This window comes from Pantoea piersonii (assembly GCF_003612015.1).
Taxonomy (GTDB): Bacteria; Pseudomonadota; Gammaproteobacteria; order Enterobacterales; family Enterobacteriaceae; genus Pantoea; species Pantoea piersonii.
Genome location: NZ_RARB01000003.1, coordinates 333,867 through 346,379, shown reverse-complemented (window position 1 = coordinate 346,379; position 12,513 = coordinate 333,867). Strand labels below are relative to the sequence as shown.

Below are 12,513 nucleotides of genomic sequence, written 5' to 3'. Positions count from 1 at the left end.
CCATCAGGGAGAGAAGATGTTGCCGCAGTTACCCGCAGAGTTACAGGCGCAGGCGGCCAGCGTGGCTGAGCGCCTCGGCCTCGCCGCTGATGCCCTGACCGACGCGCCGCGCGCCGCGCTGGCCTTCAGTGATTTCATTGCTGAAAACCTGCAGCGTCAGCCGGAGTGGTGGCTGGCGCTCCAGCAGAAACCGCCGCAGCCGGATGAATGGCAGCACTACGCGCGCTGGCTGGATGACGACATCGCCGCGGTCGACAGCGAGGCAGCGCTGATGCGCGCGCTGCGACTGTTCCGCCGCCGCATGCTGGTGCGCATCGCCTGGATGCAGTGCCTGCACGACGCGAGCACCGAACAGAGCCTGAAACAGCTTAGCGTGCTGGCGGAGGTGCTGATCGGCCGCGCGCGCGACTGGGTGTATCAGGCGTGCTGCCAGGATTTCGGCACGCCCTGCAACAGCGCGGGGGAGCCGCAGCCAATGCTTATCCTCGGCATGGGCAAGCTGGGCGGCGGCGAGCTTAACTTCTCTTCCGATATCGACCTCATCTTCGCCTGGCCGGAAAACGGCGTGACGCGCGGCGGCCGACGTGAGCTGGATAATGCGCAGTTTTTTACGCGCATGGGACAGCGGCTTATCAAGGTACTGGATCAGCCCACCATGGACGGCTTTGTCTACCGCGTCGATATGCGGCTGCGCCCTTTTGGCGACAGCGGCCCGCTGGTGCTGAGCTTCGCCGCGCTGGAGGATTATTATCAGGAGCAGGGCCGCGACTGGGAGCGTTATGCGATGGTTAAGGCGCGCCTGATGGGCGACGATCAGGATCGCTGGAGCCAGGAGCTGCAGCAGATGCTGCGCCCGTTTATCTATCGCCGCTATATCGACTTCAGCGTGATCCAGTCGCTGCGCAATATGAAGAGCATGATCACGCGCGAAGTGCGGCGGCGCGGTCTGACCAACAATATTAAGCTGGGCGCGGGCGGCATCCGTGAAACCGAATTTATCGTGCAGGTGTTTCAGCTGATACGTGGCGGACGTGAGCGCTCGTTACAGCTGCGCTCCCTGCTGCCGACGCTCTCAGCCATTGGCGAGCTGGCGCTGCTGACGGCAGAGCAGGTCGCCACGCTGCGCGAGGCTTATCTTTTTCTGCGTCGTCTGGAGAACCTGCTGCAAAGCATTGCCGACGAACAGACCCAGACGCTGCCGACCGATCCGCTCGATCGCGCGCGGCTCGCCTGGGCGATGGGCGCAGAGAGCTGGCCCGCCCTGACGGCGCAGCTTGAAACCCATATGGCGGCGGTGCGCGCTATCTTCGACGAACTGATCGGCGAAGATATTCCGGAAATCAGCGATCAGCCTGAGCTGCAGGAGTTCAGCAGCATGTGGCAGGATTCGCTGGAGGATGCGGAGCTGGCGCCGCTGGTACCGCAGTTAGGCGATGACCAGCGACGTTCGCTGCATCGTGCGCTGGAGGATTTTCGTCAGGACATTAGCCGTCGCACTATCGGTCCACGCGGGCGGCTGGCGATCGACCAGCTTATGCCGCGCCTGTTGAGCGAAGTGTGCCCGCGCGACGACGCCGCAGTAACCTTCAGCCGCCTTGTTCCGCTGCTGCTGGGCGTGCTGACGCGCAGCACCTACCTTGAACTCCTTACCGAATATCACGGTGCCCTGCGGCATCTGATCCGCCTCTGCGCGGCGTCGCCGATGATCGCCAGCCAGCTGGCGCGCTATCCGCTGCTGCTGGATGAGCTGCTCGATCCCGCTACGCTCTATCAGCCGACCGCTACCGACGCCTACCGCGACGAGCTGCGCCAGTATCTGATGCGTATTCCCGTTGATGATGAAGAGCAGCAGCTTGAGGCAGTGCGCCAGTTTAAACAGGCGCAGCTGCTGCGCATTGCGGCGGCGGATATCGCAGGAACGCTGCCGGTGATGAAAGTGAGCGATCACTTAACCTGGCTGGCGGAAGCGATTATCGAATCGGTGGTGCAACAGGCGTGGCTGATGATGGTACAGCGCTACGGGCGGCCGGGACATCTGAAAAGCGAGAGCGATCGCGGCTTCGCGGTGCTGGGCTACGGCAAGCTGGGCGGCTGGGAGCTGGGCTATAGCTCCGATCTCGATCTGGTGTTCCTCCATGACTGTCCGGCGGAGACGGTCACGGACGGGGAACGCAGCATTGATGGCCGCCAGTTCTATCTGCGTCTGGCGCAGCGCATTATGCATCTCTTTAGCACGCGCACCGCCTCGGGCATTCTCTACGAGGTGGACGCGCGGCTGCGGCCTTCCGGCGCCGCGGGCATGCTGGTCAGCACTTTTGACGCCTTTGACGACTATCAACGTCATGAAGCCTGGACCTGGGAGCATCAGGCGCTGGTGCGCGCCCGCGTGGTATTTGGCGATGACGCGCTGGCCGGACGCTTTAATGCGATTCGCCGCGCTATTCTCTGCCTGCCGCGCGCGCCTGAGGCGCTGCAAAAAGAGGTGCGGGAAATGCGTGAGAAAATGCGCGCGCACCTCAGCAACAAGCATAAAGGGCGCTGGGAGATTAAAACCGACCAGGGCGGCATTACCGATATTGAATTCATCGCGCAATATCTGGTCTTAGCCTGGGCTGCCGAACAGCCCGAACTGACGCGCTGGTCCGACAATGTGCGTATCTTCGAGCTGGCGGCGCGCTATGACAAAATGCCGGAAGAGGAAGCGCAGGCGCTGACGCGTGCCTATGTCACGCTGCGCGACGCGCTGCATCATCTGGCGTTGCAGGAGCTGCCCGCCCATGTCGAGCCTGAAGCCTTCGCCGCCGAGCGGCAAACCGTAATGGCGAGCTGGCAGCGCTGGCTGGCGTCGTCGCTAACACCTTAAGCGCCTGTTGATAGCGCGGATCGCATCTGTGCTATCATCCGCGCACTATTTTTACTGCAGTCTGGAGTGTCTGGAATGAAAGTTACTTTGCCCGCGTTCGACCGTGCTTCGGTGCTGGTCGTAGGCGATGTGATGTTGGATCGCTACTGGTATGGCCCAACCAGCCGTATCTCTCCTGAAGCGCCGGTGCCGGTGGTGAAAGTGGACGCTATTGAAGAGCGTCCCGGCGGCGCGGCAAACGTGGCGATGAACATTGCAGCGCTGGGCGCCGCTTCGCAGCTGATCGGCTTAACTGGCGAAGATGATGCGGCGCGCGTGCTGAGCGAAACGCTGAAAAACGTCAATGTTCGCTGTGACTTCGTTGCGGTCAAAACCCATCCCACTATCACCAAACTGCGCGTATTGTCGCGCAATCAGCAGCTGCTCCGTCTCGATTTCGAAGAGGGTTTTGAGCAGGTCGATCCGGAACCTATCCATCAGCGGCTGCGTCAGTCGCTGGCCGCCGCCGGCGCGCTGGTGCTCTCCGACTATGCGAAAGGCGCGCTCTCCAGCGTGCAGACCATGATCCGGCTGGCACGCGAGGCGAATGTGCCGGTGCTGATCGATCCTAAAGGCACCGACTTCGAGCGCTATCGCGGTGCGACGCTGCTTACGCCGAACCTGTCGGAGTTTGAAGCGGTGGTCGGCAAATGCAAAAACGAAGAAGAGATTGTCAGCCGTGGTATGCAGCTGGTGGCGGATTATGAACTCTCCGCGCTGCTGGTGACGCGCTCTGAAAACGGCATGACGCTGCTGCAGCCTGGCAAAGCGCCGCTGCATCTGCCGACGCAGGCGCAGGAAGTCTTTGACGTAACCGGCGCGGGCGATACCGTTATCGGCGTGCTGGCTGCGACGCTGGCGGCGGGCGATTCCCTTGAAGAGGCGTGCTTTATGGCGAACGCGGCGGCGGGCGTCGTGGTCGGCAAGCTGGGTACCTCTACGGTCAGCCCGGTCGAGCTGGAAAACGCCATTCATGCGCGTCCGGACGAAGGCTTCGGCATCATGAACGAAGCGCAGCTTAAAGTCGCGGTAGAGCAGGCGCGCAAGCGCGGCGAGAAAGTGGTGATGACTAACGGCGTGTTCGATATTCTGCACGCGGGCCACGTCTCTTATCTGGCCAATGCGCGCAAGCTGGGCGATCGCCTGATCGTGGCGGTCAACAGCGATGCCTCGACGAAACGTCTGAAAGGCGACAGCCGTCCGGTGAATCCGCTGGTCAATCGTATGATTGTGCTCGGCGCGCTGGAAGCGGTGGACTGGGTAGTGGCGTTTGAAGAAGATACGCCGCAGCGTCTGATCGCAGGCGTTTTGCCCGACCTGCTGGTAAAAGGCGGTGATTACAAACCTGAAGATATCGCAGGCAGCAAAGAGGTGTGGGCGAACGGCGGCGACGTGCGCGTGCTTAACTTCGAGGACGGCATCTCTACAACTAACATCATCAAAACCATTCGCGGCGAGTAATGATGCGGGCGGGCGCGTCGCGCCCGCCGTAACATGCTTACTGCGGCGTGTCGATTTTACCTGCCGGATCGGGCGTAACGACTGCCGGGGCTGGCGCGGAAGGCTGATGGCTTTCCAGCTGCGCCAGGCGCTGTTCCAGCGCGGCCAGCTTTTCACGCGTGCGCAGCAGCACCTGCGTCTGCACGTCGAACTCTTCACGATTAACCAAATCCATACGCGTCAGCTGCGCCTGCAGAACCTGGCGGATTTTCTTTTCGACATCGTCGCCAAATTCACGAATCCCTTTCGGCATCGCCTCGTGCACCTGACGCGCAAGTTGTTCAATTTTTTTCGTGTCGATCATGATGATTTCCTGGTTTCGTGTTGCTGGTGACAGCAGGGGTTGGATCCTGATAAGGGTTAAGTGTAATGCCTGAAACGAAAAGGTTAAACCCGAAATCGACACGGCGGGAAGGGCAAAACGCTCCCGGTGATGATTAACCTGTCTGTGCGCCAGAGAGCGTCCGAGCACAAAAGCGTAAAACCCGGCCTCCTTGCCTGCTCGCCCCGCCATTTTCCTGACGCGCGGCTTGCACTCTCTTTGCCGCTGATGAGCACCCTATACAGCCTGAAATGCAAAAGCATTTGCGGTTTTGTCGATTGCCCGGCCTGTGGATTGGCGCTATAGTAATTTTGCTTATTCTCAGGGCGGGGCGAAATTCCCCACCGGCGGTAAATCAGCAATAGCTGAAAGCCCGCGAGCGCTTCCCGGCAACGGGAAGGTCAGCAGATCCGGTGTAATTCCGGGGCCGACGGTTAAAGTCCGGATGGGAGAGGGTAACGACATCTGCCGGGCTACGCCCGCTTCGCGTTATTGCCATGTCTTAATGACATCACTCCTAAGCTCGCCCTGATTCTGGTAACTCATATATTTTATAAGGCTTTATTACCATGAATCAGACGCTTCTTTCTGAATTTGGCACGCCGGAACAGCGTGTAGAACGTGCAGTGGCTGCGCTCCGTGAGGGACGCGGCGTAATGGTGCTTGACGACGAAGACCGCGAGAACGAAGGCGATATGATCTTCGCAGCGGAAACCATGACCGTTGAGCAGATGGCGCTGACCATCCGCCACGGCAGCGGCATTGTTTGCCTTTGCCTGACCGAAGAGCGTCGTCAGCAGCTTGAGCTGCCGATGATGGTGGAGAACAACACCAGCTCTTATGGCACCGGTTTTACGGTTACTATTGAAGCTGCTGAAGGCGTAACCACCGGCGTCTCGGCTAAAGATCGCATTACGACTATTCGCGCGGCGATTGCTGATGACGCGAAGCCGAGCGACCTGAATCGTCCGGGCCATGTTTTCCCACTGCGCGCGCGCGACGGCGGCGTTCTTACACGCGGCGGCCATACCGAAGCGACCATCGATCTGGTGACGCTGGCGGGCTTTAAGCCAGCAGGCGTGCTGTGTGAACTGACCAATGACGACGGCACTATGGCGCACGCGCCGGAAGCTATTGTCTTCGCCAAAGCGAACAATATGCCGGTGGTCACCATTGAAGATCTGGTCGCTTATCGCCGCGCGCGCGAAACGCGCCAGGCCAGCTAAGCTGAGCAGCTAATCAAAAAAAAAACGGGCCCGTTAGCGGCCCGTTTTTTTTAGCCGCTGGCGCTTAGCTTAAGTCACTTACCTGCAGCAGCGCGAGGCTTGCGCCCATCACCGTCATGCCACACAGCACGCCATAGCTCGGATTGTTATGGGGATCGATCTCTCGCGCCAGCGGCATTAGCTCATCCACCGACAGCGCCACCATAATGCCCGCGACAGCCGCCATCACCGCGGCGATAACCACTGGCGACATCAGTGGGCCGAGCAGCAAAAACGCCAGCACTCCGCCGAGGATCTCCGCCATGCCGGAGACGCACGCCCAGAACAGCGCTTTGCTTTTCGAGCCGGTGGCGGCGTACATGGGACCGGCTACCGCCAGACCTTCAGGAATATTGTGGATCGCCACCGCCAGCGCGATGCCCAGTCCCAGCTCCATATCGCTGCTGGCGGTGACATAGGTTGCGACGCCTTCGGGAAAGTTATGCAGGCTGATGCCCAGCGTCAGCAGGATAGCCGTGCGGCGCAGTTTCGCCGGTTGACGTTGCGCCGCCATCAGATCCTGCGGATGCTGGTGCGGCAGCAGGCGGTCCAGCGCGAAATAACCGAGCAGGCCCAGCATAAACATGCCGTAACCGAGTATGGGCGATATTCCTTCAGTACGCAGCGCGGTCGGCAGCATCTCCATTAGCGAAATCAGCAGCATAATCCCCGCCGCAAAGCCGAGCGCAAACGCCAGCATGCGGTTGGACGGCTTCTGTCCCAGCACGCCGAATATCGCGCCGATAAAAGTGGCGCCGCCAGCCAGCACGGTGAGCAGCAGAGGTACCGACATCGCATTCTCCTTAATGATAATCATTCGCATAAAATTAGCGATAACCCTACGAAACGTCGAGTTAATTTTGGTAAAGATGTGTCGGTTTGCTGTTATTCAAAAACACTGATGGACTTCATCACGTTTATGCGCGTTTCCGCCGCAGTTAAAGGGCGTATCGTTATTCGACAGAGAATGTGTGAGGATTAATGATGCAAACACGTATGCCCGCGCTGTTCCTGGGACATGGCAGCCCAATGAACGTGCTGGAAGAGAACCGCTATACGCAGGCCTGGCGTCAGGCGGGCGATACGCTGCCGCGTCCGCGCGCCATTATCGCGGTATCGGCACACTGGTACACGCGCGGCACGGCGGTCACGGCGATGAAAGATCCGCGCACGATCCATGACTTCGGCGGTTTCCCGCAGGCGCTGTTCGATACGCGCTATCCCGCGCCAGGTTCGCCAGCACTGGCTGAGGAGATTGCAGATACGCTCGCGCCGGTAGAAGTGCATCTCGACCATGAGTGGGGATTCGATCACGGCAGCTGGGGCGTGCTGATCAAGATGTATCCTGACGCCGATATTCCGGTGGTGCAGCTCAGCGTGGATGCGACGCAGCCGCCTGCCTGGCACTTTGAGCAGGGGAAAAAGCTGGCAGCGCTGCGTGATAGCGGTGTGATGATCGTCGCCAGCGGCAACGTGGTGCACAACCTGCGTAAGGCTCGTTGGGACGAAACGGCGGAGGCTTGGCCGTGGGCGCAGCGCTTTAATCAATTCGTACAGGATAATCTGACCTTTCAGGGCGACGCCGCCGCGCATCCGCTGGTGAACTTTATGCAGCATCAGGACGCAGCGCTGTCGAACCCAACGCCGGAACACTATCTACCGCTGCTCTATGTGCTGGGCACGCGTCAGGCTGACGAGCCGGTGACCGTGCCGGTAAATGGCATTGAGATGGGGGCTATCAGCATGCTGTCGGTACAGGTGGGCTAAAAGAAAAGCGGGCCAGTGCGGCCCGCCTGGTTTACTCGATAAAGGCGTGAGGATAGAAGCGCGAAAGATCCTGAGTGATCAGGTCGCGATCCTCGCGCAGACCGATGCCAGCTGGCTGATCGTCAATCAGCCAGCTGCCGATCAGCGTATAGCTGTCGCCGAACTTCGGCAGCGGGCAGAACTGCTGCACGATCATACCCTCTTCGCCATAGGGCCCGTCGACGCGCGCGATCTCCTGACCGTTTTCTACGATGCGAATATTGGCACCTTCGCGTGAGAAGAGCGGCTTAACCACATATTTATCCATGTGCGGCACGTTGTCTTCGGCGAAATAAGCGGGCAGCAGGTTGGGGTGGTTGGGAAACATCTGCCACAGCATCGGCAGCAGCGCCTTGTTGGAGATGATGCTCTTCCAGGCGGGTTCCAGCCAGCGTACGCCCGCATCCGCCAGCTTGGTAGAGAAGATCTCGCGCAGCATAAACTCCCAGGGATAGAGCTTGAACAGGTTGCTGATTACCTGATCCTGCACGTCGGTGAACTGCCCTTTATCGCCGAGGCCGATGTCGTCAATGTAGAGAAACTCGTTCGGCAATCCGGCTTCAGTGGCGCAGTCCTGTAGATACTGCACCGTGCCGCGATCCTCTTCGGTATCGCGGCAGCAGGCGAAGTGCAGCCACTGGAAGCCGTGCTGCTGATGCAGCGCAGCGAAACGCTCGATAATCTTCTCCTGCAGACTGTTGAACTGATCGCTGCCCGCGGGCAGTTGCCCGGCGTTAAGCTGATCCTCCAGCCAGATCCACTGAAAAAAGGCCGCTTCATAAAGCGAGGTCGGCGTGTCCGCATTGTTCTCCAGCAGCTTTGCGTCGCCCTTGCCGTCCCAGGCGAGATCCAGGCGCGAGTAGAGCGACGGCTGGCGCAGCTTCCAGGAGTCGCGTACGAAATCCCAAGTGTGTTTCGGAATGCGGAATTTTTCCAGCAGCTGTTCGCTGCTGACCACTTTTTCCACCACCTGCAGACACATCTGGTGCAGTTCCGCCGTGGTCGCTTCCAGTTTATCTATTTGCGCCAGGGTGAACTGGTAGTAGGCATCTTCACACCAGTACGGCTCGCCGTGCATGGTGTGAAAATTAAAGCCATATTCCGTCGCTTTTGCGCGCCAGTCAGGACGCTCGTTAATCGCGATGCGTTGCATATCGGCCTTAGCCTCCCAGCGAGCGGCTGGAGGTGCCGCCGGCGCTGCTGCGCGCCATGCTGTTCTGCTTCGCGACCGTTTCGCCGAAGCCGCCGCGTGCGGTCGTCGTGGTGGTGGCCGGTTTCGGCGCCAGCGCGGTTTTCGGCACGTTCATGGTGCGGCCGGACGTGGCGGGGCCGTAGTTTTTACCCGACGCGTCAACAAACTGACCGTTTGCCGGGCTGTTCGGCGTACGCGGAGAAAAGAGCGGCTGCTGAGCGACGCCTGCGCCGCCGCCCATCAGGCGGCCCATCATGTAGCCCGCCATCAGCGGCATCCAGAAACTGCCGCTCTGCTGCGCTTCAGCGTTCTGCGTCGTGCCCGTACCTGCCTGCGCTGGCGCCTGCTGGCACTGATTCTCGCCAAACTCCGCCACGCAGTCTTCGCGCGAGGCGTATTTCGGCGCGGTGCGTTCCGCTTCTTTCCGCGCGTTATTGTACGCCGTGGTGCACTGCGCGCTCTGGCCTGGATTGGCCTTGCTGCAGTCATCTGCGTTTTGATACATGGAGACCGTTTCATCGCTCTGCTCGCAGCCCGCCAGGGTAAATACCGCGGCAATGGCCAGTGCGACAGGCGTTACATGTCGGGCCTGCCAGCTTTTACGAAAAGCGGCATGGCGAATATTTTTTGTCCGTTTCATATTTATCATCCTGTGCCCAAAGGTGATGCTCAGAATAGGGGATCGCTAGTGGAAAATGAAGCTGAGGGCCTGATGAGGAAAGGATCTTTACGTTGTTATACGTTTAACGGGGAGACGGGCCGCAAAGCGGCCCGTAGAGGATTAATTGCGGAACGGATTCGCACTGCTGCGTCTGGCGGCAGGGCGCGCCGCAGGGGCCGCTGGCTCTGCTGACGGGCCGTTATCGACGCGTGCGGTCTGCTGCGGATTTTCGGGCGCAACACTTTCCGGAGACGTAGAGATCTCTTTGCCGAGCTGGCTGTTAAGCTGCTGCAGATCCTGCTCGTTCAGCGTACCCAGTGCATATTTGATATTGAGCTGGTTAATCAAATAGCTGTAACGCGCGTCGGAGAGCTGCTGCTTGGCGTTATAGAGCGTAGTGGTCGCGTCCAGCACGTCGACAATGGTGCGCGTACCGACCTGATAACCCGCTTCCATCGCATCCAGCGAGCTTTGCGCGGAGACTACCGCCTGTTTGTAGGCGTCGATGCTGCTCACTGAGGCGTTCACGTTGTTATAAGAGGAACGCACGGTCTGCACGGCAGAGCGATGCGCGCTCTCAAGCTGCTCACTGGCGCTGACGTAGTTATACTGCGCCTGTTTCACCTGCGAGGTGACCGCGCCGCCGCTGTAGAGCGGCAGAGAGAAGCTCAGGCCCACCTGGTTGGTGCCGCTGATAGAGTCGGTGCTGCCTGCGCTCTGGTTAGCGCGGCTGCCGCCATATTTGCTGTTCGACAGGCCGGTTGACGCCGTCAGATCCAGCGTCGGCATATGGCCGGTTTCAGCGGAGCGGATCTGCTCGCGCGCCAGATCCTGGTTCAGACGCGCCGACAGCAGGTTCAGGTTACGGCTCTCCGCCTGTTTCAGCAGCGCGCTGACCGCATCCGGTTTGGTGGTTTTAAAGCGATCGATATTCAGCGAAGCCAGCGAAAGGTACTCATTGCCGGTAATCTGACGCAGCGACTCGATCATATTGTCGAGGTTGTTGCGCGCGGTCACTTCGTTCGCCAGCACGCTGTCATACTGTGCGCGGGCGTTCTGGACATCGGTAATCGCCACCAGGCCGACGTTAAAACGCTGGGTGGTTTGATCCAGCTCGCGATAGATCGACTGTTTTTGCGCTTCGGTGTATGACAGGGTGTCGATCGCCTTTAATACATTGAAATAGGCGGTAGCGGTATTCAGGATTAAATCCTGTTGCGCGACCTGATAGGTCACATCCTGAATACCGGCGGCTTTTTCCTGCAGCGTCAACGCGCGCCATTTTGACATATCAAAAATGGTCTGGGTTAATTGCAGCGATCCGCTGGTCGTGTTGGAATGAAGACCACTACTGTCGCGATAACCATTGCTGTAGGTGTAATCCGCGCCTAAACCTAACTGAGGCAACAAAGGACTGCGCGCTTCATTGATCTTTTCAAAGGCAGCGTCACGGGTGGCTGCGGAGCTACGTAAATCCGGGTTGCTCAGACGCGCTTGTTGATAGACCTGCAGCAGGTCCTCTGCCTGGCTAGCGAGGCTGAAACCGGCCAGGCTCAGCCCAATGAGAAGTGGGAGCAGTTTTTTCATTTGCATTCCTTTTGTTGCAGCAAATAACAGGGGTAGCGCTGCCGGATAAGCCAAAAAATAATCGCAGATTCTAGCAGAGTGCGACTGTGAGATAAGTTGGCTGAACGTGCCTTCTCTCCCTAATTTACGTAAATAATTCAGAAAGAACCACTCGGATGGAGCCTGTGGGTTGGCTTTTTGCCGCTCCGTCCCAATCTGCATAAGGAGTCCGACGATGAGCGGCGAAAAAAAATCCCCAGTGACTTTTACAAAAAACGATGTAGAAATTATTGCACGCGAAACCGCCTGGAAAGGTTTTTTTTCCATTGTTCGTTACCGGTTTCGTCATCGCCGTTTTAATGGCGAAATGAGCAACGAAGTGGTGCGCGAAGTTTTCGAGCGTGGACACGCTGCCGTGCTGCTACCCTATGATCCCTTACGTGACGAAGTGGTGCTGATCGAACAGATCCGCATTCCCGCCTTTGACGTCAGCAAAACGCCCTGGCTGCTGGAAATGGTGGCGGGCATTATCGAGCCCAACGAAAGCGCCGAAGATGTGGTGCGACGTGAAGCCGTAGAAGAAGCGGGGCTGACCGTCGGTCGCGTTAAACCCGTGTTAAACTACCTCGCCAGCCCTGGCGGCACCAGTGAGCGTTTATCGATCCTGGTGGGAGAAGTGGATGCCAGCCTGGCAAAAGGATGCCACGGCCTGGAGGAAGAGAATGAGGATATTCTTGTGCATGTGGTGAGCCGCGAACAGGCTTACCGCTGGGTGGAAGAGGGGATTATTGATAACGCGGCGTCCGTCATCGCCCTGCAATGGCTGGCGTTGCACTATGAAAAACTACGAGAAGAGTGGAAGCTAAAATGAAACAGCGCTATATCCCTGATTTCCCTGAAATGATGCGGCTCTGCGAAACCAATTTCGCCCAGCTGCGTCGTTTGCTGCCGCGCAGCGACGAGGCTGGCGCGTCGGTGGTCTATCAGGTAAACGGCGCCCGCTATCAGTTGACCATAGAAGAGTCCACGCGCTATACCACGCTGGTGGAGATCCGCCAGGTGGCGCCTACCGTCAGTTACTGGAGTTTGCCGTCGATGTCGGTGCGGCTCTATCATGATGCGCTGGTCGCCGAAGTGTGTTCAACACAGCAGATCTATCGCTTTAAAGCGCGCTATGATTATCCCAATAAAAAATTGCATCAGCGCGACGAAAAACATCAGATTAACCAGTTTCTGGCAGACTGGTTGCGCTACTGCCTGGCGCAGGGCGCGATGGCAGCGCCGGTCTGCTGATCGCAC

The 12,513-nt window shown here is 58.9% G+C and carries 11 protein-coding genes and 1 riboswitch; of the genes, 6 read left to right on the top strand and 5 right to left on the bottom strand.

The features are described from left to right. The first annotated feature begins 16 nt into the window (after nt 1-16). The gene (gene glnE, locus D7S44_RS11050; protein ID WP_120454800.1) at nt 17-2,863 is read left to right on the top strand and encodes a bifunctional [glutamate--ammonia ligase]-adenylyl-L-tyrosine phosphorylase/[glutamate--ammonia-ligase] adenylyltransferase; all 2,847 of its coding nucleotides are present in this window, start codon (nt 17-19) and stop codon (nt 2,861-2,863) included. Nucleotides 2,864-2,938: 75 nt separating this feature from the next. Then, nucleotides 2,939-4,363: a bifunctional D-glycero-beta-D-manno-heptose-7-phosphate kinase/D-glycero-beta-D-manno-heptose 1-phosphate adenylyltransferase HldE gene (gene hldE / locus D7S44_RS11045; protein ID WP_120454799.1), complete on the top strand. Its 1,425-nt coding sequence runs from the start codon at nt 2,939-2,941 to the stop codon at nt 4,361-4,363. 37 nt (nt 4,364-4,400) lie between these two features. Here the strand turns inward: hldE and ubiK are convergent, their stop codons facing one another. Continuing rightward, on the bottom strand, nt 4,401-4,706 hold the full coding sequence (ubiK, locus tag D7S44_RS11040; RefSeq protein WP_033752486.1) for a ubiquinone biosynthesis accessory factor UbiK: 306 nt from the start codon (nt 4,704-4,706) through the stop codon (nt 4,401-4,403). A 331-nt stretch (nt 4,707-5,037) separates the two neighbouring features. Beyond that, nucleotides 5,038-5,185: riboswitch (FMN riboswitch) on the top strand. Between the two features lie 108 nt (nt 5,186-5,293). Between ubiK and ribB the strand changes: the two genes are divergently transcribed. Beyond that, a complete protein-coding gene (gene ribB, locus D7S44_RS11035; protein ID WP_120454797.1) occupies nt 5,294-5,950 on the top strand; it encodes a 3,4-dihydroxy-2-butanone-4-phosphate synthase in 657 nt (218 codons plus the stop codon). A gap of 64 nt (nt 5,951-6,014) precedes the next feature. On the opposite strand, the gene zupT is transcribed toward ribB, so the two are convergent. Further along, nucleotides 6,015-6,782 carry a zinc transporter ZupT gene (zupT, locus tag D7S44_RS11030; protein ID WP_120454795.1) on the bottom strand — a complete coding sequence of 256 codons (768 nt, stop codon included), beginning with the start codon at nt 6,780-6,782 and terminating at the stop codon, nt 6,015-6,017. Nucleotides 6,783-6,970: 188 nt separating this feature from the next. On the opposite strand from zupT, the gene ygiD reads away from it, so the two are divergent. Next, complete coding sequence (ygiD, locus tag D7S44_RS11025) at nt 6,971-7,756, top strand: 4,5-DOPA-extradiol-dioxygenase (protein ID WP_120454793.1); 786 nt, start codon at nt 6,971-6,973, stop codon at nt 7,754-7,756. A gap of 31 nt (nt 7,757-7,787) precedes the next feature. Here the strand turns inward: ygiD and D7S44_RS11020 are convergent, their stop codons facing one another. From D7S44_RS11020 to tolC, 3 genes are all read right to left on the bottom strand, one after another. After that, nucleotides 7,788-8,948: a glutathionylspermidine synthase family protein gene (locus D7S44_RS11020; protein ID WP_120454791.1), complete on the bottom strand. Its 1,161-nt coding sequence runs from the start codon at nt 8,946-8,948 to the stop codon at nt 7,788-7,790. Nucleotides 8,949-8,955: 7 nt separating this feature from the next. Continuing rightward, on the bottom strand, nt 8,956-9,627 hold the full coding sequence (locus tag D7S44_RS11015) for a DUF1190 family protein (RefSeq protein WP_120454789.1): 672 nt from the start codon (nt 9,625-9,627) through the stop codon (nt 8,956-8,958). A 141-nt stretch (nt 9,628-9,768) separates the two neighbouring features. Beyond that, on the bottom strand, nt 9,769-11,235 hold the full coding sequence (gene tolC, locus D7S44_RS11010; RefSeq protein WP_120454787.1) for an outer membrane channel protein TolC: 1,467 nt from the start codon (nt 11,233-11,235) through the stop codon (nt 9,769-9,771). A 214-nt stretch (nt 11,236-11,449) separates the two neighbouring features. On the opposite strand from tolC, the gene nudF reads away from it, so the two are divergent. Then, complete coding sequence (gene nudF / locus D7S44_RS11000) at nt 11,450-12,085, top strand: ADP-ribose diphosphatase (protein WP_120454785.1); 636 nt, start codon at nt 11,450-11,452, stop codon at nt 12,083-12,085. After that, on the top strand, nt 12,082-12,507 hold the full coding sequence (locus D7S44_RS10995; RefSeq protein WP_120454783.1) for a DUF1249 family protein: 426 nt from the start codon (nt 12,082-12,084) through the stop codon (nt 12,505-12,507). Before nudF ends, D7S44_RS10995 begins: the two co-directional genes overlap by 4 nt. Nucleotides 12,508-12,513: the final 6 nt, after the last annotated feature.

What these genes read in the sequence shown, in the direction of transcription:
- zupT (WP_120454795.1), bottom strand. Translation starts at nt 6,782, where the DNA reads ATGTCGGTACCTCTGCTGCTCACCGTGCTGGCTGGCGGCGCCACTTTT.
- tolC (WP_120454787.1), bottom strand. Translation starts at nt 11,235, where the DNA reads ATGAAAAAACTGCTCCCACTTCTCATTGGGCTGAGCCTGGCCGGTTTC.
- ribB (WP_120454797.1), top strand. Translation starts at nt 5,294, where the DNA reads ATGAATCAGACGCTTCTTTCTGAATTTGGCACGCCGGAACAGCGTGTA.
- D7S44_RS11020 (WP_120454791.1), bottom strand. Translation starts at nt 8,948, where the DNA reads ATGCAACGCATCGCGATTAACGAGCGTCCTGACTGGCGCGCAAAAGCG.
- nudF (WP_120454785.1), top strand. Translation starts at nt 11,450, where the DNA reads ATGAGCGGCGAAAAAAAATCCCCAGTGACTTTTACAAAAAACGATGTA.
- glnE (WP_120454800.1), top strand. Translation starts at nt 17, where the DNA reads ATGTTGCCGCAGTTACCCGCAGAGTTACAGGCGCAGGCGGCCAGCGTG.
- D7S44_RS11015 (WP_120454789.1), bottom strand. Translation starts at nt 9,627, where the DNA reads ATGAAACGGACAAAAAATATTCGCCATGCCGCTTTTCGTAAAAGCTGG.
- hldE (WP_120454799.1), top strand. Translation starts at nt 2,939, where the DNA reads ATGAAAGTTACTTTGCCCGCGTTCGACCGTGCTTCGGTGCTGGTCGTA.
- ygiD (WP_120454793.1), top strand. Translation starts at nt 6,971, where the DNA reads ATGATGCAAACACGTATGCCCGCGCTGTTCCTGGGACATGGCAGCCCA.
- D7S44_RS10995 (WP_120454783.1), top strand. Translation starts at nt 12,082, where the DNA reads ATGAAACAGCGCTATATCCCTGATTTCCCTGAAATGATGCGGCTCTGC.
- ubiK (WP_033752486.1), bottom strand. Translation starts at nt 4,706, where the DNA reads ATGATCGACACGAAAAAAATTGAACAACTTGCGCGTCAGGTGCACGAG.